The sequence below is a fragment of the Autumnicola musiva genome (genome assembly GCF_031846585.1).
Classification (GTDB): domain Bacteria; phylum Bacteroidota; class Bacteroidia; order Flavobacteriales; family Flavobacteriaceae; genus Autumnicola; species Autumnicola musiva.
Map to the genome: position 1 here is coordinate 45,729 of NZ_JAVRHK010000012.1, position 24,912 is coordinate 70,640.

General features: G+C 40.1%; 10 protein-coding genes. 6 read left to right on the forward strand and 4 right to left on the reverse strand.

Annotation, left to right across the window (positions count from 1 at the left end):
- The first annotated feature begins 14 nt into the window (after window positions 1–14).
- A complete protein-coding gene (locus RM539_RS14695) occupies window positions 15–9,299 on the forward strand; it encodes a DUF8693 domain-containing protein (protein ID WP_311504175.1) in 9,285 nt (3,094 codons plus the stop codon).
- A gap of 144 nt (window positions 9,300–9,443) precedes the next feature.
- A complete protein-coding gene (locus tag RM539_RS14700) occupies window positions 9,444–16,328 on the forward strand; it encodes a DUF8693 domain-containing protein (protein WP_311504176.1) in 6,885 nt (2,294 codons plus the stop codon).
- Between the two features lie 94 nt (window positions 16,329–16,422).
- Here the strand turns inward: RM539_RS14700 and rsmG are convergent, their stop codons facing one another.
- Entirely contained in the window at window positions 16,423–17,052 is a 630-nt protein-coding gene (gene rsmG, locus RM539_RS14705; RefSeq protein WP_311504177.1) for a 16S rRNA (guanine(527)-N(7))-methyltransferase RsmG, read from the reverse strand.
- A 104-nt stretch (window positions 17,053–17,156) separates the two neighbouring features.
- Here rsmG and RM539_RS14710 point away from each other — a divergent pair, with 104 nt between their 5' ends.
- Complete coding sequence (locus RM539_RS14710) at window positions 17,157–18,263, forward strand: fatty acid desaturase family protein (RefSeq protein ID WP_311504217.1); 1,107 nt, start codon at window positions 17,157–17,159, stop codon at window positions 18,261–18,263.
- 23 nt (window positions 18,264–18,286) lie between these two features.
- Window positions 18,287–19,483, forward strand: a complete 1,197-nt coding sequence (locus RM539_RS14715) for a pyridoxal phosphate-dependent aminotransferase (protein WP_311504178.1) — start codon at window positions 18,287–18,289, stop codon at window positions 19,481–19,483.
- Between the two features lie 190 nt (window positions 19,484–19,673).
- Here the strand turns inward: RM539_RS14715 and RM539_RS14720 are convergent, their stop codons facing one another.
- Both RM539_RS14720 and trkA read right to left on the reverse strand, forming a co-directional pair.
- Window positions 19,674–21,170 carry a TrkH family potassium uptake protein gene (locus tag RM539_RS14720; protein ID WP_311504179.1) on the reverse strand — a complete coding sequence of 499 codons (1,497 nt, stop codon included), beginning with the start codon at window positions 21,168–21,170 and terminating at the stop codon, window positions 19,674–19,676.
- A complete protein-coding gene (trkA, locus tag RM539_RS14725; RefSeq protein ID WP_311504180.1) occupies window positions 21,170–22,519 on the reverse strand; it encodes a Trk system potassium transporter TrkA in 1,350 nt (449 codons plus the stop codon). The genes RM539_RS14720 and trkA overlap by 1 nt, the downstream gene beginning before the upstream one ends.
- Window positions 22,520–22,657: 138 nt before the next feature.
- Here trkA and ubiE point away from each other — a divergent pair, with 138 nt between their 5' ends.
- Together ubiE and porT are read left to right on the forward strand one after the other, a co-directional pair.
- Window positions 22,658–23,386, forward strand: a complete 729-nt coding sequence (gene ubiE / locus RM539_RS14730; protein WP_311504181.1) for a bifunctional demethylmenaquinone methyltransferase/2-methoxy-6-polyprenyl-1,4-benzoquinol methylase UbiE — start codon at window positions 22,658–22,660, stop codon at window positions 23,384–23,386.
- 97 nt (window positions 23,387–23,483) lie between these two features.
- Window positions 23,484–24,149, forward strand: a complete 666-nt coding sequence (gene porT, locus RM539_RS14735) for a type IX secretion/gliding motility protein PorT/SprT (protein ID WP_311504182.1) — start codon at window positions 23,484–23,486, stop codon at window positions 24,147–24,149.
- Here porT and RM539_RS14740 read toward each other — a convergent pair.
- Window positions 24,136–24,879 (reverse strand): RNA methyltransferase, encoded by a 744-nt coding sequence (locus RM539_RS14740; protein WP_311504183.1) that lies wholly within the window; start codon window positions 24,877–24,879, stop codon window positions 24,136–24,138. The genes porT and RM539_RS14740 overlap by 14 nt on opposite strands.
- Window positions 24,880–24,912: the final 33 nt, after the last annotated feature.

Here is a 24,912-nt window from a genome sequence, read left to right on the forward strand (position 1 = left end):
TACATAAACTGCTTATGGGTAAAATTACCCCCGTGGTAAAAGCAGTAGGAATACCGTTATTTCTTATTGGTTTTATCAGTTTTGTATTAGCGGCCTCTATTTCTAATCCCCCCATAGATTCTTACAAGTCATTTGAGGGGGTAGGAACTATCACACCAATTTCTAAATATAATTCAGAAAAACCTTTTACCGCATTTTCAGGTAAGTCAGGAGCATTTGCCAATCCTGTTATAGAAGTTGATTCCAAGACAAATGCCTCCTGTAGTGATAATCCCGACGGTGACATCAATATCAGCATCTCGGGAGGAACACCACCTTATAGCTATTCCTGGTCAGGCACCGGAAATTTTTCTTCTTCCAGCGAGGATATTACGAACCTTTCACCCGGCACCTACTCCATAAAAGTAACTGATGCTAATAACAGCTCTTCTTCAGAAACAATCAATATTGAAATAGAAGATAATATTCAGCCTTCAGTTTCAACTAAAAATATCACCGTTCAATTAGATGAAAATGGTTCCGCAACAATTTCCGCCGAAGATATTGATGATGGTTCTACCGATAATTGTCAAATTGAAGACCTCTCCTTGAATAAGACAAATTTCGATTGTAACGACGTTGGAAGTAATTCCGTAGAACTTACCGTAACAGACGTCAATGGAAATGCTGCTTTTGAAACTGCAACTGTTACTGTTGAAGATAATATTCAACCTTCAGTTTCGACTCAAAATATCACTATTCAGCTTGACGCAAACAGCTCTGCAACAATTTCCGCAGAAGATATTGATGATGGTTCTACCGATAATTGTCAAATCGAAAACCTCTCCCTAAATAAGACAAACTTTGACTGTGATGATGTGGGGGCAAACACCGTTAGCCTTACCGTTACTGATGTAAATGGAAATTCTGCTTCTGAAAATGCAACTGTTACTGTTGAAGATAATATTCAACCTTCAGTTAAAATTCAAAATATCACTATTCAGCTTGACGCGAACGGCTCTGCAACAATTTCCGCCGAAGATATTGATGATGGTTCTACCGATAATTGTCAAATTGAAGACCTCTCCTTGAATAAGACAAATTTCGATTGTAACGACGTTGGAAATTATTCCGTAGAACTTACCGTTACCGATATAAATGGAAATGCTGCTTCTGAAACTGCAACTGTTACTGTTGAAGATAATATTCAGCCTTCAGTTTCGACTCAAAATATTACCATTCAGCTTGATGAAAATGGCTCCGCAACAATTTCCGCAGAAGATATTGATGATGGTTCTACCGATAATTGTCAAATCGAAAACCTTTCTTTAAATAAGACATATTTCATTTGTAACGACGTTGGAAGTAATTCCGTAGAACTTACCGTAACAGACGTCAATGGAAATTCTGCTTCAGAAACTGCAACTGTTACCATTGAAGATAATATTCAACCTTCAGTTTCGACTCAAAACATTACCATTCAGCTTGATGAAAATGGTTCCGCAATAATTTCCGCGGAAGACATTGACAATGGTTCAACCGATAATTGCCAAATCGAAAACTTTTCTTTAAATAAGACAAATTTCACTTGTAACGACGTTGGAAGTAATTCCGTAGAACTTACCATTACCGATGTTAATGGAAATGCTGCTTCAGAAAATGCAACTGTTACTGTTGAAGATAATATTGATCCCGAAATACCTCAACTTCCAGACCTTACCTGGAGTTGTTCAGAAGAGATTGTTGATTTTCCTACCACCACTGATAATTGTGATGCAGAAATTACCGGAACTACAACAGATCCTTTGCAATTCGATACTTATGGCGAATATAATATAACCTGGACGTTCACAGACTCTTCGGAAAATCAGGTTACCGCAGTTCAAAAAATCATTATTCCCGAACCTACTGTAAATTCGGTTGAAGATATTGTAGCCTGCAACGGCGAAACAATTTCAACTATAGCATTCGGCGGAAGCGATGTTGATGGAACAATTTATAATTGGACAAGTAGTAACACCAATATTGGCATCCCGGCCATTGGCAGTAATCAAATTACTTCCTTTGAAGCCGAAAATATTTCAGACAAAATTATTACCTCAACAGTTACAGTTACTCCCGTTGCAAATAACTGCGAAGGAGAGAATATTAGCTTTACAATTACCGTTAACCCTACTCCCAGCCTCGCAACACCTGAAGCCATTGTAGTCTGCGATGGCGAACAAATTGATGGGGCCAATTTCTCCGGAATTGCTGTAACAGGCACTACCATCAGCTGGAGTAATGATAATACCAATACTGGTCTTGCAGCATCGGGAAACGGAGATATTCCTTCTTTTACAGCAACTAATACCACTGATGAGAGTATATTTTCTACAATAAGCGTCACTCCTTCAGCAAATGGCTGTGAGGGAATAGTAGAAACTTTTACCATTGAAGTAAAACCAAATCCTACTGTTACCGCTCCGGAAACTCAGGTTTATTGTAACGGAATTACCGCAGACGCGATTTCCCTTACCGGCTCTCCTGCCGGAGTAAGCTATAATATTGAAGGTGGTGCTGCAATAGGTTTATCCAACCGAAGCTCGGCTTCAGAAATTCCTTCTTTTACTCCTGTAAACAATTCCAGCAGTCCAGTAACTGCAGAAATTACTATTACACCAAAAGCGAACGGATGTACAGGAGATCCTGTCTCTTATAAAATAAAAGTAAACCCAACTCCAAATGTAAGTATTTCCCCTTCCGGTCAACAGCTATGCTCAGGAGAGACTACTGGCCTTTCTTTATCGGGTGGTATTCAGGGCACCACATTTAACTGGACAGTTTCAGAAATTTTACCATCAGGAAGTGTTTCCGGAGCAGAAGACGGAAACGGGAGCAAAATTGCACAAACATTAACGAATAACACTAATAATCCAGCCACTGTAAAGTACCGGGTGATACCTACAGCCAACGAATGTTCGGGAACCCCTATTATAGTAACTGTGACGGTAAATCCTATACCAGAATTTGAAGTTAATATACCAGAATGCGTTGCCACTGTTAACCTCAACGATCCTAATATTAAAAGCAATAATAACTTAACTTACACCTACTGGACAAATTCAAAAGCTACCAATGCTGTTAGGAATCCTTCAGCTGTGGGAGTTGGAACATATTTTATTAAGGGAACTTCTGCCGCAGGATGTTCAGTTATTAAAGAGGTTATAATTGATAAAATTCAGCCGGTGATAACAAACCTTAATGATGCACCTGTTGAGATTTGTAGTGGTGAAGCTTTCAATTATTTACCGGAAAGCAACCTGGAAGGAACTATTATTAGCTGGTCCCGAGCAGCTGTTGGAGAAAATACAGCCACTAATTCTTCAGATAGAAACAACGTTAACCCTAATGAATCCTTGGTAAATGAAACTGGTGCACCAATAACTGCTACTTATACTTTCACACTAGAGAAAAATGACTGTACAAACGAAATAGCAGTTAATGTAGAAGTTTCTCCTGCACCCCAATTAATTCAGGAATCAATAGATGATATTTGCAACGGAAGCAGTATAAACTATACCCCAAAGAGCTCATTATCTAATTCTACAATTACCTGGAGAAGAAATGCGTTTGAAGGAAATTCGGCTTCTTCCGGTTCCGGAACCATAGATGAGATTCTTTATAATGAAACCGGAGTAGAAATTGGAGTTACGTATTTTATAACTATAACCTCAGCAAAGGGATGCTCTGTTGAAGAAAATATCAGCTTTTCATTGTTATCTGGTCCTAAGGTAACTGCAACAGCTTCTAAAAACATCATCTGCGCCGGGGAAACAGTAGATTTATCTTCCACTTTTGAAGGAGAACAGCAATCTATAAAACCTGTACTTTTTGAAGAAAACTTAAACGGCTCCAGTGGTAACTGGATTACTATTAATAATTCCAATGGAGGCAATTCTTCAGCTCCTAGGTGGAGATTGAGACCTAATAACTATACTCCTAACTATAGTGACAATATTCGTTCAAATGATGGTAGCCAATTTTTTCTTTCAAGTAGTGATGCCCAGGGTCAAAATACCTATACTGAAACTATCCTTCAGTATAACAAAGGCATAAATACGATTGGTTATAATAGTTTAGAGCTTTCTTTCTGGCAGTACTATCGTCACTATAACAGTATTGGCGAAGTAGAAGTTTCTACGGATAATGATAATTGGGAAAGAGTTTATAGTACACCCAGCAGGAATAACAAAGGACTCGTAAGCTTCGATTTAGACGGATGGACCGGAAACGAGAACCTATATATAAGGTTTAGGTACAGAGCGTACTGGGGCTATTGGTGGGCAATAGACAATATTAAACTTACGGGAGAAGGATCTATTATTCCAGATGTAACGTGGACTTCCTCTACCAACCCTGAATGGAGTTCAAATGAGCCCAACCCAACCAACCTTTCTGTTTCCAGAACAACAACATTTACCGCCACATATACCGATCCTGATATAGAATGTCCCGGGGTGGGCACCGTAGAAGTAGAGGTAAAAGACCCTTTGCAACCCGAAATTATCGCAAATTATTGTTCTCTTTCTCAAACTAATCAGGTGCTATTATCTGTAAATGATTCCTACGACTCTTACAGATGGGTTGCTTCCGGTCAAACTATATCTTCCGATGAATCTTTACAGGTTAGCCTGGCTCAAACTTATACTTTGTACGTAACCAGAGACGGCTGCGAAGCTTCAACCTCTATTACCCCCAATGAGAACTTAATTATCAATGGTGATTTTGAACAGGGAAACACAAATGATTTCAACACTGCCTATCGTTACGTAAGTAACAATCCTAATCGACGAGATGAAATGTGGCCGGAAGGCACCTATACGGTAGGAGAAGATGCTTACGATTACCACTCCAACTTTCAGGGGCGAGGCCACGGGGGCCGGGGTAATTATATGATTGTAAACGGAGACAGATCAATAGGAAACGTTGTTTGGCAATCTAATACTCTTGATATTATCCCTAATACCGATTACTATTTTAGCGCCTGGACTGCAAATGTAAATCCAGCCAGTCCTGCCCGTCTAAGGATTCAGGTGTTTATTCCGGGGAGCAACACTCCTGTTGTTGAAAGTACTTTAGGTGATCTTACCAATGAGCCTGTGGGAAACTGGATCAACTTTTACAACCCTGAATTATGGAATTCAGGCAACAATACTCGGGCAATAGTTAGGATTATTAATGAAAATCCAATTGCAGGTGGGAATGACTTTGGAATAGATGACATTTCTTTTGCGGCTTTCAGATCGTTCGATTTTGAATTCACTCCTGAAAATAATGGTCCTCTTTGTGAAGGAGACCAAATTCAGTTATTCTCTAACCTTGAGGGTGGTCGTGAACCTATAACCTTCGAATGGAGCGGGCCAAATGGCTTTACCTCTTCAGAAGAAAACCCTGTTATAGAAAATGCCAGCCTCACTAATGCAGGTACTTATTCTCTTAAAATCTCCGACTTTTATGGTTGTGATATTGCCGCAAAAACTACCACCGTAGAAATCCCTGGTATTAATGCCGGAGAAGATATTGTTATTTGCGCAGAAGCAGCCAGAATAGATGGCGCTGCTTTAAGCGGTACCATCAGTAATCTTATTAATCTTCCTGCAACAGGTGCCTGGAGTGGAGGAAGTGGAAATTTCATTCCAAACAGAAACGATTTAAACGCTATATATTTCCCCACCAATCAGGAAATCGAGACGGGTGCTGTTATTCTTGAACTACAATCTGATAATTCCGATATTTCCTGTACCGATGAAATTATTTTAACATTAAACCCCACTCCTGTTATAAATAATATTAGCGTGGCCACACCTTCATGCTTTTCAGGATCTGATGGAACTGCCACTGTAAATGTTAGCGGCGGAACTGCACCGTATACCTATGTTTGGAGCGATGGACAGACAGAGCAGACTGCTACCGGATTATCAAAACTTGAAGATTCGGATGCTTTCTTTGTTACAGTAACCGATGCTAATGGCTGCTCGGCTACTTCGGAAAATATTGTAATAGATGAACCTACCCCGCTGGAAATAATATCTACTTCTTTTACTGCGGTTAGCTGTTTTGGCGGTAAAGATGGTACTGCAATTATAGAAGTGGCCGGAGGTTTCCTTAATGGAGCTGTTCCCGGGTATAATTTTCAGCTATTAAACAGTGAAGGAACTGTAGTCTATACTGAGGAAGGTATTGAAACTAACAATATTACTATCCCGGAACTTATTGCCGGCAATTATACTTTTGTTGTAAACACTGCTGCAAACTGTACCAGCTTAACATCAAATATAAATATTACTCAGCCTCCTGAAATTATTGTGGATGCAGGAGAACTAGATATACCTCAACTCTGCGGAATCACCAGTTTACAATTGAATGCATTACCCGTAGATGTTAATCTTGGTTCAGGAACCTGGAGTATCCTTTCCGGTGAAGGCGGCAGTTTTAACGAAGCTTCCCTTCCAGATGCCATCTTCAGCGGGGAATCCAATGAAATTTATGAACTACAGTGGACAGTCACTCCCGAAACCGGATGTGAAGAGATTGCAGATGTTATCACGGTTGAGTTACCTCAAGCCTGTAGTAAACTGGATTTTGACGGAGAAGATGATTATGTGGATTTTGGGAACAGCAATAATTTTGGAGAATCGGCTTTTACCCTGGAAGCCTGGATTAAACCTTCTTCTTTAAAAAGCACCCGTACAATTATTTCTAAAAGAGATCCGGAAAATCAGAGTATCGGCTATGACTTAATCCTTAAAAACGGATCCCCTTCTTTTAGTGTAGGCAACAAAAGTGCGGTATCTTCCTTCAGGCTAAGCACCAACAGGTGGTTCCATATCGCCGGTGTTTACACTCCCGGTTCAGAAATTAAATTATATGTGGATGGTGTGCTTATTAAAACTAACACTAATGGAATTCCTTCTGAAACCGGAAATATAACAAAGCCTTTCCTTATTGGCGCATCCCCTGCTTCGGGTAACATTCCCGGTACTAAAGATTATTTCCATGGATGGATTGAAGAAGTAAGAGTTTGGAATAAAGACATTTCTGAAGACCAGGTACGATTTATGATGAACCAGCGCCTGGAAAAATCCGGGAACAATGGTGTCCGCGGATCAGTATTGCGGGACAAGGTAGCAATTCCGGGAGCACTTAGCTGGAACCATCTTTCAGGATATTACCAGTTATTAGCAGATCCCGAAGTTTTTATAAACGGGCAAACGCCAGATCTCTCAAGGAATGCGGTCCATGGTGAACTGAAGAATATCCAGACCTGGCAGCAAAACACTGCTCCCCTGCCCTACATCTCGAATAATAACGGGGAATGGTATGCTGCAACCACCTGGCTACATTCCGATGTATGGGAACCGCCAAACAGTTTAGGAATAGACAATAAGACTAAAATTGACTGGAATATTGTAAAAATGGCCCACAATGTGGATAATCCGGCTACTACCAACAATAAAAATAGCATAACCCTGCTCGGGCTTATTTCTGAAAGCGGAAAACTTAAAATGATAGGAGCTCATGGTGTGAGTGCAAATGGAAATGGTATTCCCACCGGAAATTCCCTTAACATCACCCACTATCTTAGATTAGATGGAAATATTGATTTAAACGGGGAATCTCAACTAATCCAAGCAGAAGGGAGTATCCTGGATCAAGACAGCAAAGGTTATATTCAGAAGGATCAGCAGGGCACCAAAAACAGCTATAATTATAATTACTGGAGCTCTACGGTTAGCATCACCGGTAACAAAAATAATTCCGGATTCACCATTGCTTCTGTCCTCCGGGATGGTAGCGATATAGATTCTCCCAGGGATATTACTTTTGGTTCTCCTCATACTTTTGCAGACGGAAATTATTCCGGAAATTTAAGGATCAGTTCTTATTGGTTAAATATTTTCCATGGCACGTCCGATGTTTATGGAGAGTGGCGATCAATAGGTCCTACCACCAACCTTAGCCCCGGCACAGGTTACACCATGAAGGGACCTTCAGGAACAGCAAGCATCAGTGATTTTCAGAATTATGTTTTCCAGGGAAAACCCCATAATGGCACTATAAATATAAAGATATCAGATTATGAAAACCGGCTGATTGGCAATCCATATCCTTCTGCCTTAAACGCAAAAGAATTTATTTTGGATAACCTTCAGGATGTGAACGGCGGCCGAAACAGTAAGAATATTTTTAACGGGACACTTTATTTCTGGGATCATTTTGGGCAGGAAAACACTCACGTACTGGCAGAATATGTGGGGGGTTATGCCGCATATAATCTTTCTGGAGGGGTGCCTGGTGTTTCCAATGACCGAAGGATAAATAACAGCGGAAATCGTGGAGGCTCTAAAAAGCCCAAAAGTGGAATTCCCGCTGCACAGGGATTCTTTGTAAATACAGCTCTGGATGAAACAGTTTCCAAAGATATTACAGTAGAGGGTGGCAATATTGTGTTTAAGAACAGCCAGCGTATGTACGGCCGGGAAAATCCGGGAAATGGAAATTCCCAGTTTTTACGTCCGTTACAACCAACTAAAAATGAGAAAATTTCCGAAACAGATGATAAGCGTTCCAAAATTAGGGTCGACTTTAAATCTCCCACAGGTTATTATCGCCAGATCCTTGTAACAGCCGATGACTTTGCCACAAACAATTTTGACCTGGGTTATGATGCCCCCATGATTGATTACAATGTTGAGGATATGTTCTGGACCATTAATGAATCCGAATTTGTAATCCAGGGAGTTGCAAATTTTGCTCCAAAGCAGGTTTTACCTCTGGGCCTAGTTATTAGTGAAGAAAATGAATTTGAGATCTCCATCGCCAGCCTCGAAAATTTGCCTGCGGATTTCCAAATTTACCTCAGGGACAATGAAACCAACACGTATTACGATTTATCTGAAGTATTTAAAGCAACTTTAGCTCCCGGATATTATACCACCAGGTATGACATTGTTTTTACCAAAGAAGAGCCTGTCCAAAAACCTGATGAAGAACCTGAAGAACCAATAGAGGAGCCGGTTGAAAACGAGACAAAATATAAAAATCTTCATGTATCTTATGCACACGGCGCAAGAGAACTAAATATTCAAAATCCGGAATTAGTCAATATTTCTGAAGTTGTCATTTTTGATATTACCGGAAAAAGAGTACAGACGTTTGAAGAAGTTCCTAATGAAAAGGAATTTAACCTGCCCGTAAATCGTTTCAGTCCTGCTATATATGTTGTAAAGGTAATTACTGATGACAAAACACTAAGCAGGAAAATCATTATCCGCTAAAGCCGGTTTTTTTAAAAGAAGGAATAATCTTACTACATATTGTTAATTACAGGATTACAAGGTTTTACAATGCTATACACCGATAAAATTGAAATTTATAACGGAATTATACGTAAGTTTGTTCCTACATAAATTTTAATGTGTATGGAGAAAATTACTCCCAGACTAAAAATTGTTTTAGTATTTTTATTTTTATCCTTTTCAGCTATCACGTTATCATCCACAGAAAATAAAACTTCTGCCGATATTAACGTGAGTGCTGATGCTACTGCAGTCTCGTGTATTGGAGGTGCTAATGGCGCCATTGATATTACTGTTTCGGGAGGATCGGGAAATTATACTTATGCCTGGTCCGGACCGGGAAGTTTTTCCAGTTCATCAAAAGATATTTCAAACTTAAGTGCCGGCACCTATTATCTTTCAGTAACTGATGAAACCACTCCGGAACCCCTGGAGGAAAATATTTCTGTTACTATTTCTGAAGAAGACAATACAAATCCCACAATTTCAGCTCCTTCAAATATTACTGTCTCTAGCAATTCCGGGAGTTGCAGCGCTTCCAATGTTGATCTGGGTAATCCTGTAACCAGCGATAATTGTAATATTGAAGCAATCACTAATAATGCTCCCACCTTTTTTAGTCTGGGTACCACTACCGTAACCTGGACTGTTACCGATACTGCGGGGAACACTGCTACGGATACTCAGGAGGTAACCGTAAGAGATTCTGAAAAACCTGTAATTTCGGCTGGTTCCGATATTGTTGTTAATAATGAAAGTGGTAGCTGTTATGCTACAATTCTAATTGTTGCGGCTTCAGCTAAAGATAATTGTGCTGTTTTAGATCCTACCGGAACCCGGGATGATGGCCAAAACCTTAATGAAGAATTTCCTGTGGGCACCACTATTATCACATGGGAAGTTACAGACGATAATGGTAATGCCGCAACACCTGTTCAGCAAAAAGTTACTGTTAAAGATAGTGAGGCACCTGAATTACCGGTTGTAAACGATGTTATTTGGGGCTGTGATTATACGGTAGCTCCACCAAAGGCTGTGGATAATTGCTCAGGAGAAATAACAGGAACCAACACTAATGCAACAACTTTTTCTTCTGCGGGCAATTATAATATAACCTGGAGTTTTACAGATGAAGCCGGAAATACTTCAAATATTACACAGAAAATAACCATAGATCCTTTAGAAGTCACAGTGAGCACTACTGCTGCAGATTGCTTTAATGCCACTACGGGAATGGCTGAAGCAACAGCTAAAGGAGGTGTGGCCCCATATAAATATTCATGGACAGGATTGGGTACCGGAGCTTCCAGGACTAATCTTTCGGCTGGAAATTATACAATTACCGTAACCGATGCCAATGGATGTTCGGTTGATAAAACGGTAACTATTTCACAACCTGATGAATTGTTGATGGCTGCACCAAATACTACTCCGGTTAGTTGTAATGGGGGGGGTAACGGTACAATTACCGCAGGGGCTGTTTCAGGAGGGAATTCAGGATATCAGTATTCCATTGATGGAACTAACTTTAAAAGCAGCAATTCTTTCAGCAATCTTTCCGCAGGAACATATACTATTACAGTAAAGGATGCCAAAAATTGTCAAATTCAGCGATCCGTAACTATAACAGAGCCGGAAAATCTTACGATAGCTACTCCAAATACTACTCCAGTTAGTTGTAACGGCGGGGGTGACGGTACAATATCTGCCGGTTCGGTTTCAGGAGGAAATTCAGGATATCAGTATTCCATTGATGGAACAAACTTTAAAAGCAGCAATTCTTTCAGCAACCTTTCCGCAGGAACATATAATTTTACAGTAAGAGACGCTAAAAATTGTCAAATTCAGCAAACGGTAACTATAACAGAGCCACCTCTGCTCGAAATTTCTCCGGGAGAATTTAGCCCGGTAACCTGCAACGGTTCTGCAGACGGCAGCTTCACAGCAGGAAATACAACGGGTGGAACAGGCAATTATCAGTATATGATTACCGGCAGAGATTACCAAACCTCAGGTACCTTTACGGGACTGGCCCCAGGATCCTATACTGTTACGGTAAAGGATATTAATGGTTGTACTGCGGGAGAAAACTTTGTTGTTACTGAACCCGGAGAATTGAATATGACAGCTCCAACATCAACCGAAACCACCTGTTTTGGTGCTGCTAACGGCACAGTTACTGCCGGTGATGTTACCGGCGGTACGGGAATTTACCAGTATTCTATAGACAATATCAATTTTAGCACCGGCAATACCTTTACTGGCCTTTCAGCAGGTAATTATACTATTTTTGTGAAGGATGATGAAAATTGCGCTCTTCAGTCTGCCGTTAGCGTCACAGAACCCAACGTGCTAAATGCAGAATTATCAAAAACAGATGTTGGATGCTTTGATGGTGCTTCAGGCACTATTTCTGTTACCAATCCTTCCGGCGGACATGGCAATTATGAATATAGTATCGACGGAAATACCTGGCAATCTGAAGGCAGATTTGAAGGTTTGGCTAAAGGAAGCTACAGCATTTTTATAAGAGATAAAGATTATCCTGATTGCGAAAAAACATTAAATAGTAATTATGAAATATTACAGCCTGCAGCACCTCTAACAGTCACCGGAACTTTCACCAGAACCACCACCTATGGAACTGCAACCGCAACTGCAACCGCCAGCCCCACAGGCGGATCCACAGGCTACACGTATGAATGGTACCGCTACGGTGAAGATCAGCTTCTTCAAAATACGCAAAAAGCTACCAACCTGCCTGCAGGAAGATATGTAGTGCGGGTAACCGACAGGAATGGTTGTACAGCATCAGCAGAAATTACTATCCTTGAAAAAATAGAGGCCCCTATAATTCCCACTTCAATTTGTGAGAATGAGGAAGATATGATCAGGACTTCTTATTTTGAAGTAGAAGACGGAACAGCAAAAGGAGGAGTAGGCCCATATACTTATGAATGGAATTTTGGTGCAGATGCTTCACCTACTACTGCAACCGGCCCCGGTTCCCACAGGGTCACCTATTCCTCTCCCGGAAATAAAACCATAACTCTCAATGTGACAGATAGTGAAGGCTTTACCCTCCAAACTACATATATCCAGTATGTGGGCGAATGTTATGTTGATGATTGCGGTTCTAATGATTTTAGAGGAAGTGACTTTTTTGTAGGTGATGAGAATGGAAACAGAATAACTGCAGCAAACTGCGGGAGCACAACAGCCAAATTTGTTTATGTAGACTTATCTACTGCTCCCAGAAGATACTCATTGTACATAGAGTTTATCTATACTCTCGAAAAAACCGACGGCACTTCGGTTACAGTAAAAGACGGAGGTGAATTTTACTGTAAACAAACTATTCCCGATCGTGCCAGAACAATTCGTCTCAATACCTGGGAATGTGGAGACATTATAAATATTGATAACGTATACCTTACCTTCGGAAATAACAAAAAATGGTCCTGCGGCCAGGGGCCCGATCCTAAATGCTTCTCAACAAACGATGGAGAAACCATTAGCACCCCTCTTTACGCTACAGTTACTGCAAACCAGATTCCTTGTTACGGTGGTAAGCAGGGCATTTTAAATATTCGTGCCTCCGGGGGAACTCCTGCCTACGATTATAGCCTTACCGGAGCAAGTGGCCCTTTTCAGAATTCAAAAGAATATACAGGGCTGGCTGCAGGAACTTATACGGTGTGGGTACGCGATAGTAAAGGCGATATATTTGAAACAAGTCCAGTCACAATCGTACAACCTGATACTCCTTTAACTGCAGAAATAACAACCAATGAGCCCGTATGTTTTGGAGAAAATGCCACGGCTTACGCCACACCTTCTGGAGGTACACCTTTCATTGATTCGGAAGGAAATCCTTATTATGAATATCTCTGGAACGATACTGCTCAGCAAACAGGAACCTCAGCCACCAATCTTGAGCCGGGATCTTATACTGTAACAGTTTCTGATGCTAATGGCTGCCAGTTTCTTGATACAGTAGAAATTTCTGAACCTTCTCAATTAACCCGGCCTTCTGCAGGAGAAGACCAGATTATGGGTTGTGGTTTTAATACTATTACTCTGGAAGCGAATACTCCTGAAATTGGAGTGGGTACCTGGGAAATTATTGAAGGCGACGGGGGCAGCATTACAGATCCTTCAAAACCAGATTCTGAATTTTCGGGCACATCAGGCAGTTACCTGTTACGTTGGACCATCGCACATGAAGACGGAAACTGTGCAAATTTCGATGAAGTACAAATAACACTGGAAAGTGATTGTAGTACACTTGATTTTGATGGTGTAGACGATTATATTGATTTTCAGGATAACTACAGTCTCTCTTCAGGTAACTTCACCCTGGAAGCCTGGGTTAAACCAAAATCGGTACAGGGAATTAAAACAGTATTGTCTAAAAGGAATGTAAACAATCTTTCCAGCGGCGGTTACGACCTCATCATCAATAACGGTGCACCAACCTTTAGGTGGGCGGGGAATGCGGTTTCCACTTCATATAAAGTGGGAACAGACAGATGGTATCATCTTGCTGTTATTTTTAAGGACTCAAAATACAGCTTATACGTAGATGGAATTCCCGTAGGTAACAGGTCGGGAGTTAATCCTGCTTCTCTTCCTGCACCATTTTTTATAGGCGCAGGTCATGATGCGGACAATGCCGGTACTCCGAAAAATTATTTCCACGGATCTATAGAAGAAGTACGCATCTGGAAATCTGCTCTAAATGAAGAACAATTAAGGTTTATGATGAATCAGCGGCTGGAAATAAACGGCAGCTATACAAGAGGAAAAGCTATTCCTCTTGATGTTCCTTCCAATCTTTTATGGGCAAACCTGGCAGGATATTACCACCTTGTGGTAGATGAAACTGAAAATGGATTTACTATTGACAATTCTTCTACCCCGGTTAACGGAAGATTGAAAAATATTACCACGGAACAGGAGAATACCGCTCCCCTTCCCTATTTTTCTGTTCAGGACGGTGCATGGAGAACAGATGAAACCTGGGCGAGGCCCACAGTTTGGGATCCGCCGAACAGCAAAGGAATTAATGGTGAAGCCATTAACTGGAATATTGCCAGAATTTCGCATAAAATAACTTCCGGTTCACAGGATATAACTTTGCTGGCATTATTATCTGAAGAAAGCAACTCCACAAGAGAGAGCGTGATAAGCATGGAGGGTGATAATCCTACAGAATCAAACGGAAGTTTAAATCCCGGTACGGGCAATGGCCTCACCATCACCCATTATCTGGATCTGGACGGGGTAATAGATCTCAATGGGGAATCACAGCTGGTACAAACTGCAGGAAGTATTCTGGAAGAATCCGGCAGCGGCTACATTTTAAAGCAACAACAGGGTACAGCCAGCAGCTACAATTATAACTACTGGAGTTCACCTGTATCGCCACAGGCAGGAAATAATAATTCAGGTTATACGGTTGCAGGAGTAATGAAAGATGGATCTTCAGGAAGTTTTGGAGAAAATCTTGATTTTGGAAATAAGCATACCTATGCCGATGGCAGTTATACCACTCCGCGAAAAATCAGCAATTACTGGATAAATGCTTTTCGTGCCCGTGCAGCAGATGCTTACAGCGCCTGGGAACAAATAGGAAGCAACGAGTTCCTTAAAGCCGGTGAAGGCTATACCATGAAAGGAACTTCAGGTGAAGCGGCCATTAGCAACTGGCAAAATTACGTTTTTAAGGGAAAGCCGAACAACGGCCAGATTATCCTGAATATTGGCCCCAGTCAAAACTACCTCATAGGAAACCCGTATCCTTCAGCTTTAAGTGTAGATGAGTTCTTTAAAGACAATTTAAAAGATATCAGCGGGGGTAGAAATAATGAAAATTCATTTAACGGCGCCCTCTATTTCTGGGACCATTTCTCCGGAAAAACTCATAATCTTGCCGAATATGTTGGCGGCTACGGTGTCCTTAACCTTATTGGAGCTGTTGCAGCTATAGCCACAGATGAAAGGATTGATGCCACGGGAGAAAGAAGTGACCGCAGGCCCGGGGATTATATTCCCCCGGGGCAGGGATTTTTTATAAATACTGAAATAAATCCGGCATCCGGAGCAGAAATGCCAGGTGATGGCGGGAGTGTTAGATTCAAAAATAACCAGAGGATTTTCAAAAAAGAAGGTTCAAATTCCCAATTTCTTAAACCGGAAATTCGAACTAAAGCTGAAGAAAAACCTAAAATCAGGCTGGATTTTAGTTCTCCTATGGGTTATAACCGTCAAATTCTTCTTGGCGTTGATTCATATGCCAGCAATGGATTCGATTTAGGTTATGATGCCCTGCTTAATGACTATAATAAAGAGGATATGTTCTGGCTGATTAATGGCTGGGAATATGTAATCCAGGGAGTTGGTGATATAAATCCTGAACAGGTGCTGCCCCTGGGAATTAGAACAGAAAAAAAGGGAAATATCTTCATTAGTATAAACGAACTGGTAAATGTACCTGGCGGGACCAGGATTTTCATCAGGGATCTTTCCACAGGCAGTTATTATAATTTACAGGATAAAGAATTAGCCCTTGAAATTGAACCCGGTGAGTATTACGATCGTTTTGAACTGGTATTTCAGAAGCCCCAAAAACCTACTGAAGAAAATACCGGGGATGACGAAAGCGATTCAGATGAAGGTGAAGAGCCCGGAGAAGAAGCCGAAATGCCCGGAAAAGAAACACCTGTAGAAAATCCGGTAGAAAAAGATGAAATTGTAAGGGAAATTTCTGCCGATTATATGATGAGCACCAGGGAAATTATTATTACAAATCCTTCAGAAACAAATATTAACGAAGTACGCATCTACAGCATTAACGGGAAATTAATTGAAAGCTTTGAAGAAATTCCTTCAAATCGTGAAATTCATCTTTACATTACCCGTCCGGTAAGTACTGCCGTATACGTGGTAAAAATATATTCCGGGGAAAATCTCATCAATAAAAAAGTAATTATAAACAGCAAATAGAGAAGTTTTTACCGGCCATCATTTTTCTCCCAAATTCAAATCAACACCCTAACAAATCGGGATGTTGAAAACAGGCTAATTTAACCTTGGTTTATTATCCCTTAAATTTTAAAGGAAGATGAACCACCTTTTTGGTTTCAAAAAAATCTTCTTCATAATAATCTGTAAGTTTATAAATACTTACAGTTTTATAATCCTGTAGTTCTTCGGAAAGATCCCCTCCTTTTAGATAAAGAATTCCATTTTTTAAATCGTGGTTGCTCCTTTTGGCAATTTTCCCTTTAGTCCAGTGTACAAAGGTGGGCATTGCCGCCACGGCACGACTTACTATAAAATCATAATGCCCTCCGGTTTCTTCAACCCGTGCATTGGTAATCTTTACGTTTTGAAGGTTTAATCCCGCGGACACCTCTTCAACTACTTTAATTTTTTTTCCTATAGAATCTACAAGATGGAATTTAGTTTCAGGAAATAATACAGCTAACGGAATTCCCGGAAATCCGCCCCCGGTTCCCACATCCAGAATTTCAGCACCTGGATTGAATGCCTGCACCTTCGCGATACCCAGGGAATGCAATACATGCCGCAAATAAAGCTCATCTATATCTTTTCGGGATACCACATTAATTTTAAGATTCCAGTCTTTATAAAGTCCGGATAATTTTTCTAATTTTTCTAATTGATCTGTAGATAACTGTGGAAAGTATTTCTGTATTAATTCCAATTTTTTACGATTTTAAGCAAAAATACAAATCACGGCTTAAAATTTGAGCATTTCATATCACAGAACTATTTAATATTTTACCTTTGAAGAACAAAGAAAACACCATGGAGTTTCCTCAGAATAATATAAGATTCTCCCGAATCGATTCAGCAAAATTTTTCAGAACCTTAAATAAGAGGGTTAATTCCTACTTCAAGGAAAACAATATCAAAAAAACCGGAAACTGGAAGCTTCATATTAAAGCTGCGGTGATGTTTTCTATTTTTCTTACTCCCTATTTTATTATTATGACCCTTGATATTTCACAGTGGTGGATGCTTTTGCTTACCATTGTAATGGGAGCAGGAATGGCCGGCGTGGGCATGAATATAATGCATGACGGGAACCACGGCTCCTATTCTTCAAAAAAATGGGTAAATAAATTTATGGGCGGCACCATCTACGTTCTTGCAGGAAATGTCTATAACTGGCAGGTACAACACAATGTGCTTCACCACACTTACACCAATATACACGGGCATGATGAAGATTTGGATGCAGGCAGGGTAATCCGCTTTTCCAAACACGCCAAGTGGGAGCGGTTTCATAAATTTCAACATTATTATTCAGTGTTTCTTTATGGCCTGCTTACCTTCAACTGGGCCTTAACTGTAGATTTCAAGCAAACAAAACGTTACTTAAAAAGAAAACTGGCTTACGGAAAACTTCCAAATCCTGTTGCGCAATGGAGTATTATTGCCGTAACCAAATTAATTTATACCGCAGTTTGGATCGTTTTACCAATGATTATTCTTTCCATCGCCTGGTGGAAAATTTTAATCGGTTTCTTTATAATGCATTACACGGCAGGTCTTATCCTGAGCATTGTTTTTCAATTAGCCCACGTTGTTAAAGAAACAGACATGCCTTTGCCAGACAATACAGGGTCTATGAAAAATACCTGGGCAATTCACCAATTATTTACCACTGTTAATTTTTCTACCAAAAACAAAATTGTAAACTGGTTCACCGGCGGACTTAACCATCAGGTTGAACATCATATTTTCCCCAATATCAGTCATATTCATTACACACAAATTTCTAAAATTGTGAAAGAGACTGCCCGGGAATGTAATTTACCTTACAACGAATATAAAACCACACGCGCAGCTATAAAAGCCCATTTTCAGCATTTAAAGGAAATGGGCTCAAAGCCTGCAATATCCAGTTAAATAATCAATATTAATCAACTAAAATGCAAGAACAATTATCAAACAGGATTAACAATCTAGCAACGTCTCAAACTTTGGCAATGGCTGCAAAAGCGCGTGAATTAAGAGCCGAAGGAAAAGACATTATTGGCCTTAGCCTTGGGGAACCCGATTTCAACACCCCGGATTTTATTAAGGAAGCTGCCATAAAAGCTGTTAATGACAATTACAATTCCTACACCCCGGTTGATGGTTATGCCGAATTAAAGGATGCCATCATCACCAAGTTTAAAAGAGACAACAATTTAACCTATAACCATTCCCAAATAGTGGTTTCTACCGGAGCTAAACATTCTTTAGCCAATGTAGCCATGGTTTTGCTGAATCCCGGAGATGAGGTAATTCTCCCATGCCCTTACTGGGTAAGTTATGCCGAAATTGTAAAATTAGCTGAAGGAGTTCCTGTTGAAGTTCCCACCACCGTGGAAACCGACTTTAAAATGACTCCCGAGCAACTGGAAAAAGCAATCACTCCAAAAACAAGGATGATTTGGTACAGTTCTCCCTGTAACCCCAGCGGAATGGTTTACAGCAAAGAAGAATTAAGAGGCCTTGCCGATGTCCTGGCAAAACATCCCGACATTATTATAGTAAGTGATGAAATTTATGAGCATATCAATTTTGTTGAAGGTGGCCATGCTTCTATGGCTGAATTTGAAGATATGTATGAACGTGTGGTTACAGTAAACGGAGTTTCCAAAGCTTTCGCCATGACCGGCTGGAGAATTGGCTATATTGGCGCACCTGCATGGATTGCCCGTGCCTGCAACAAGATACAGGGACAAATTACCAGCGGAGCAAATTGTATTGCACAAAGGGCAGTAATTACTGCTTTAGAAGCCCCGGTTAGTAAGATTAGCCATATGGTGGATACCTTCAAAAAAAGAAGAAAGCTCATCATTGACCTGTTGAATGATATTGATGGTTTTGTAACTACCGAGCCGGAAGGTGCCTTCTACGTATTTCCAAATATTTCGGCTTTCTTCGGAAAAACTATAAAAGGCCATAAAATAGAGAACGCTACAGATTTCTCCATGTTTCTTTTAGAGGAAGCTCTTGTAGCAACAGTTACTGGAGATGCCTTCGGAAATCCTGACTGTATAAGAATTTCCTATGCTGCAAGCGAGGAACAAATTGAAGAAGCTCTAAAAAGAATTAAAGAAGTACTTTCAGAAGCATAAAAATTAGAATTTTAAGAGCCAACCTCACAGGTTTTAAAAACCTGTGAGGTTCTTATTTTTAAATTATATCCTAATTCTCCTACACATCAGTTTCAAAATACCCTTTTCCTATGAAAGGTGAGAGAACTATTTCTTACAATTTTAAGGCTATGTTTTCCTATTAATGTTGACCAGTTTCCCATTCCCCTTTTCACCGGTTTCTCCAGAAGAAAGGTGTGAGGATTATAAGCACCGTAAATAATTCCAGTCTTCCTATAAGCATAAGGAAAGCGCACCACCATTTTCCGAAGGAGGGCAACATATCAAAATTATTCACAGGACTCAAACCGCCAAATGCAGGACCTATATTTCCCAGAGAAGAGGCCGCCCCGCCAATAGCCGTTTGAAAATCAAGATCTAATGCAGCCAGGACTACAGAGCCAATAATAAATGCCAGCATGTAAAGAATAAAGAATCCCAGAATATTAAAAACAATTTTCCCACTAATACTTTTTTTATTAAAGCGTACCGGAAGAATGGCGTTGGGGTGAAGTGTTCTTTTAAATTCTGTAACCCCGTTTCTTATCATAATAATATGCCGCATCACCTTTACCCCGCCGGCGGTTGAACCTGCGGAGCCTCCTAAGAAAAACATTCCGAAGAAGAAAATAGTCAAAAACGGTGTCCACATAGTATAATCTGCCGAAATAAAACCCGTAGTGGTAATTACTGTTAGCACCTGAAAAAGAGAATGCCGGAAAGCACTTTCTGCCTCCCCCCAAACCATAGGGTGATCTATTGAAGATAATCCCACATCTGCCTGCAGGTAAACAATAACAGAAGAAATTGCCGTAAATGCTGCAATAAAGATAAAGTACCAGCGAAATTCTTCATCCTGCAACACACGCTGTACTTTTCCTTTAAAACTAAAATAACTCATCACAAAATTACTTCCTGCCAGGAACATAAAAATTATGATAATGTATTGAATTACCGGCTGGTCATTCCAATACGCCATACTTGCATTTTTAGTGGAAAACCCACCGGTACTAAGAGTGCTCATGGCATGGTTTATAGCATCAAAAAAACTCATTCCTGCCGCGCTAAGCAAAATAGTTTCAGCCGCTGTATAACTCACATAAATCAGCCAGAGGCGTTTTGCGGTATCAGTAATCCGGGGTTTTAGTTTATCGGCACTGGGCCCGGGAGCTTCCGCAGCAAAAAGCTGCATCCCGCCAATTCCCAGTAATGGTAAAATAGCAATAGCAAGCACTATAATTCCCATTCCACCAATCCAGTGGGTGAGACTTCTCCAGAAAAGAATTCCTTCCGGCACTACTTCTATATCATTCATAATAGAAGCTCCCGTTGTGGTATAGCCAGACATGGTTTCAAAAAAGGCATTGGTAAAGCCCGGAACAGCTTCGCTTATCACGTAAGGCAAGGTTCCGCTTAATGCCATAAAAATCCATCCGAAGGTTACAATAATATACCCCTCCCGCTTTTTTACTTCCTTACGGTGCCCACGGGTGGTAAACATTAAAAGTGTGCCGATAAAAAGTGTGATTAATGCCGCTGTAGAAATCTCCATGGTTACGCCATCATCATAAAACCAGCTCATAAGAACAGCACTAAGCATAAAACCACCGTTACACAGCAACAACAGCCCCATTACATGAAGAATAATCTGGTAATTAAGCCTTGGCATTACAAGAAGAGTTTTTCAACTTTATTAATAGAGCGCGGAAGACAACAAACTACAATACGGTCTCCCGATTTTATTAAAAATTCGCCCAGGGCAATAATACCTTTACCATTTCTTATAATCCCTCCTATTATTGCAGATCTGGGAAATTCAATGTCTTTAATCTTTTTATTGGTCACCTGCGAATTCGGTTTCACTATAAATTCCAGCAGCTCGGCATTCATATTATTCAATTTGGTCATAGCCACTACTTCCCCTTTTCGGATGTATCTGAAAATATTGTTTGCTGCCAAAAGTTTTTTATTAATCAGAGTATCTATTCCAATAGAGTGACTTAGCTGAAAGTAATCCATATTCTCTACAAGGGCAATGGTTTTCTTCACACTTTTAGATTTGGCAACAAGGCAGGACATGATATTGGTTTCCGAATTACCGGTTACCGCAATAAAGGCATCCATATCATGAATATTCTCTTCTTCCAATAATTCCACATTACGCCCGTCTCCGTTAATAATTAAAGAATTTGGCAGCTCATCGGCAAGGTCGTATGCTTTATCTTTATTACTTTCAACAAGCTTTACATTGAAATTATTCCGGGAGAGATCCATAGCAGTTTTACGTCCAATTTTACTTCCGCCCAGGATCATTACGTTTTTAATATCCTGTTTTACTTTTCCTGCCAGTTTATAAAGCTCTTCCACGCCGCTTTCAACTGTTATATAATATACCTGGTCTCCTTCCTTAAACTGGGTATCGCCCCGGGGAATAAGCGTGTACTGGGTACCAAACCTCTGGATGGCAATAGGCACGAAGTTAAGTTCCGGAAATACTTCCGCAGCCTCCTTTACAGTTTTTCCAACAAAAAGGGCATTTCTGGAAAGGTTAAGGCCAATCATGGTTAGTGCGCCATTTTCAAACTCGTAACTATCATTAAAAGCCGATTGGTTGAGAAGCAGTTCAATTTCCCTTGCGGCAAGGGCTTCAGGAGAAATAAGTTCATCTATCCCGAATTTCACGAAACCAATTTCCTCCTTATTTTCAAGAAATTCGGTATTGGAAATCCTGGCAATTGTACGCCGGGCACCTAGTTGCTTGGCCAATACACAAACGGTAATATTAGTAGCCTCGCTTGAGGTAACTCCAATTACCATATCGGCATGTTTTACCTGCCCATCCTTTAAAATTGTTATAGAAGTAGCGTCACCTTTTATAGTTCTTATATCTAGATGAGTATCTGCATACTGAAGGTTATCCCGGTTAGTATCAAGTAATGTAATGTCCTGAGATTCATACGAGAGTAATTTTGCCAAATGAAAGCCGACTTCACCTGCTCCGGCGATTATTATTTTCATATAACAACTTGAAATTGTAACGAATTAGCAAAGGTAACTTATTTTGGATTAACTAAAAACATAGCAGATTAATAACAAAAAATCCACCCGGGATAAGGCAGTTATGCCAGATCATGTATCTTTGGAAAAAATTTAAAAATGAGTAAGAAAATTACTCCCTATAAAGATTCCGGTCTCAATAAAAAGAAGCAGGTTGAACAGATGTTCGATAAGATTTCCGGGAATTACGACGGGCTTAACCGCGTAATTTCACTGGGAACCGATGAAAAATGGAGAAGAAAAGTAGTGGCTATGGTTGAAAATCATCAACCTGAAACCGTACTGGATATTGCCACAGGAACAGGAGACCTTGCAATTAAAATGGTTAATACCGGCGCACGGAAAATTGTTGGTTTAGATTTATCTGAAGGCATGCTCGCTGTGGGAAGGAAAAAAATAGCTAAAAAAAACCTGGAGAAAAAGATTGAAATGGTACAGGGAGATTCTGAAGCCCTGCCTTTTGAAGATAATTCTTTTGATGCCATAACCGTTGCTTTTGGGGTACGTAATTTCGAGAATCTAAATAAAGGTTTAAGTGAAATACAACGTGTCCTCGCTCCCGGAGGCTTATTTATAGTTTTGGAAACATCGGTTCCGGTAAAATTTCCTTTTAAACAGGGATACAAATTGTACAGCAATTTAATATTACCACTTATAGGCAGGCTCTTTTCTAAAGACAGGGATGCTTATTCCTATTTAAGTAAAAGTGCGGCCAGTTTTCCTTACGGAAAAGCCTTCAACAATATTTTAGTAAAAAACGGGTTTATAAACGTAGAAGATAAGCCGCAAACTTTTGGAGTTGCTACCATATATGTTGCTTCAAAATAAAACTATTCAAACCCCTTACGGGGAATTGGCAAATTATACAGAACCGGCAGCTCCCAAAACCGGGCGAAGTGTAGTCGGTTAAAATTTTATAAAATAAATGAAAAACTTTTTTATTATCATTTTTTTCCTGTGCTGTTATCAGTTTTCCCAGGCCCAGTTATTTTCAGGAGATCAGGTATTAAATAATCCAAATATTGACCAGCAGCGTTGGTCCTGGGGTTATTTTATTGGCTTCAACAGCTATGACTTTCAATTCAAATATGATGATGAGGTCAACACCAACGGCAACGACCTCATTATTGAAAAAACGATAGGCTTTAATGTGGGATTAATAGGTAATCTTAAACTTAACAACAACCTGGATTTAAGGCTGGAACCGGGGGTGAGCTTTAATACCAGAAATTTCCGCCCTCCTTCCACTATAGAAACTGAAGAGATAAATGCCACTTATGTTCATATCCCGTTGCTGCTAAAATTTTCAGCTAACAGATTAAACAATTTTAAGCCTTTTGTTGTTGGAGGCCTTTCCACTTCCATAAACCTTTCCAGTAATGAAAACAATGAAGACGCTGCAACACGTTTAAAAACCAACACCTATAACTACGAAATAGGCCTGGGTATTGATCTATATCTTCCTTATTTTAAATTCACACCTTCTTTACGCGGTGTATTTACCATAAATAATGAGATGGTTAGAACAACTTACCCCGAGGTAAATGCTATGCATTCCAGAGCTGTTTTTCTAAATTTTACTTTCCAGTAAACCCGGCTCTTCGTAATTCACTAAGGAAAATAGCCGTAGCCGTGGCAACATTGAGGCTTTCTGTAGAAATCAAGTCGCCAAATTGCGGGATGGCAACACGGTTACTCACTTGCTCCTCCACTGCCGGTGAGATTCCGTTAGCTTCATTTCCCATCACCAAAATTGCATTCTGCGGAAGAATCTTTGTGTAGATATTCCCGCCGTTCATAAAAGTTCCTAAAACAGGCAGATCCCGTGGACGGGCTATTAAATACTCCGGCAAATCCATATAAGAAATACTAATTCTGCCAATAGAACCCATGGTGGCCTGTACTACCTTTGGATTGAAACAATCTACGGTGTCCGGAGAACATACCAGATTTTTAATTCCAAACCAGTCACACAAACGAATAATGGTGCCAAGATTCCCCGGATCTCTCACCCCGTCAAGAACCAGAGAGATTCCTTCATAATCCGGATTGGAAACTTCAGGAATTCGAAATACTGCAAGAGCTGTTTGTGATGTTTTTAAAAAGCTGATTTTTTTCAGATCGCCCTTCCCCAGAAGCACAAATTTATCCTTAGGCACATCAAAAATTTCTTCTTCTGAAAAAATTGAATAAAGCTCCAGTTGTGAATTTAAAAGTTCAGAAATCGTTTTTTTCCCTTCAGCTACAAATAGGTTTTTCGTATGCCTTTGCTTTTTTTGAGAGAGGCTTTTAATTAACTTTATTTGGTTTTTACTAACCATACAAAAGATGTATTTTTGATGCTTTAATGAAAT

Bases quoted from the DNA above. Each gene is read 5' to 3' on its own strand.
- RM539_RS14695 (WP_311504175.1), top strand. From the start codon at position 15: ATGGGTAAAATTACCCCCGTGGTAAAAGCAGTAGGAATACCGTTATTT.
- RM539_RS14700 (WP_311504176.1), top strand. From the start codon at position 9,444: ATGGAGAAAATTACTCCCAGACTAAAAATTGTTTTAGTATTTTTATTT.
- RM539_RS14710 (WP_311504217.1), top strand. From the start codon at position 17,157: ATGGAGTTTCCTCAGAATAATATAAGATTCTCCCGAATCGATTCAGCA.
- RM539_RS14715 (WP_311504178.1), top strand. From the start codon at position 18,287: ATGCAAGAACAATTATCAAACAGGATTAACAATCTAGCAACGTCTCAA.
- RM539_RS14720 (WP_311504179.1), bottom strand. From the start codon at position 21,170: ATGCCAAGGCTTAATTACCAGATTATTCTTCATGTAATGGGGCTGTTG.
- trkA (WP_311504180.1), bottom strand. From the start codon at position 22,519: ATGAAAATAATAATCGCCGGAGCAGGTGAAGTCGGCTTTCATTTGGCA.
- ubiE (WP_311504181.1), top strand. From the start codon at position 22,658: ATGAGTAAGAAAATTACTCCCTATAAAGATTCCGGTCTCAATAAAAAG.
- porT (WP_311504182.1), top strand. From the start codon at position 23,484: ATGAAAAACTTTTTTATTATCATTTTTTTCCTGTGCTGTTATCAGTTT.
- RM539_RS14740 (WP_311504183.1), bottom strand. From the start codon at position 24,879: ATGGTTAGTAAAAACCAAATAAAGTTAATTAAAAGCCTCTCTCAAAAA.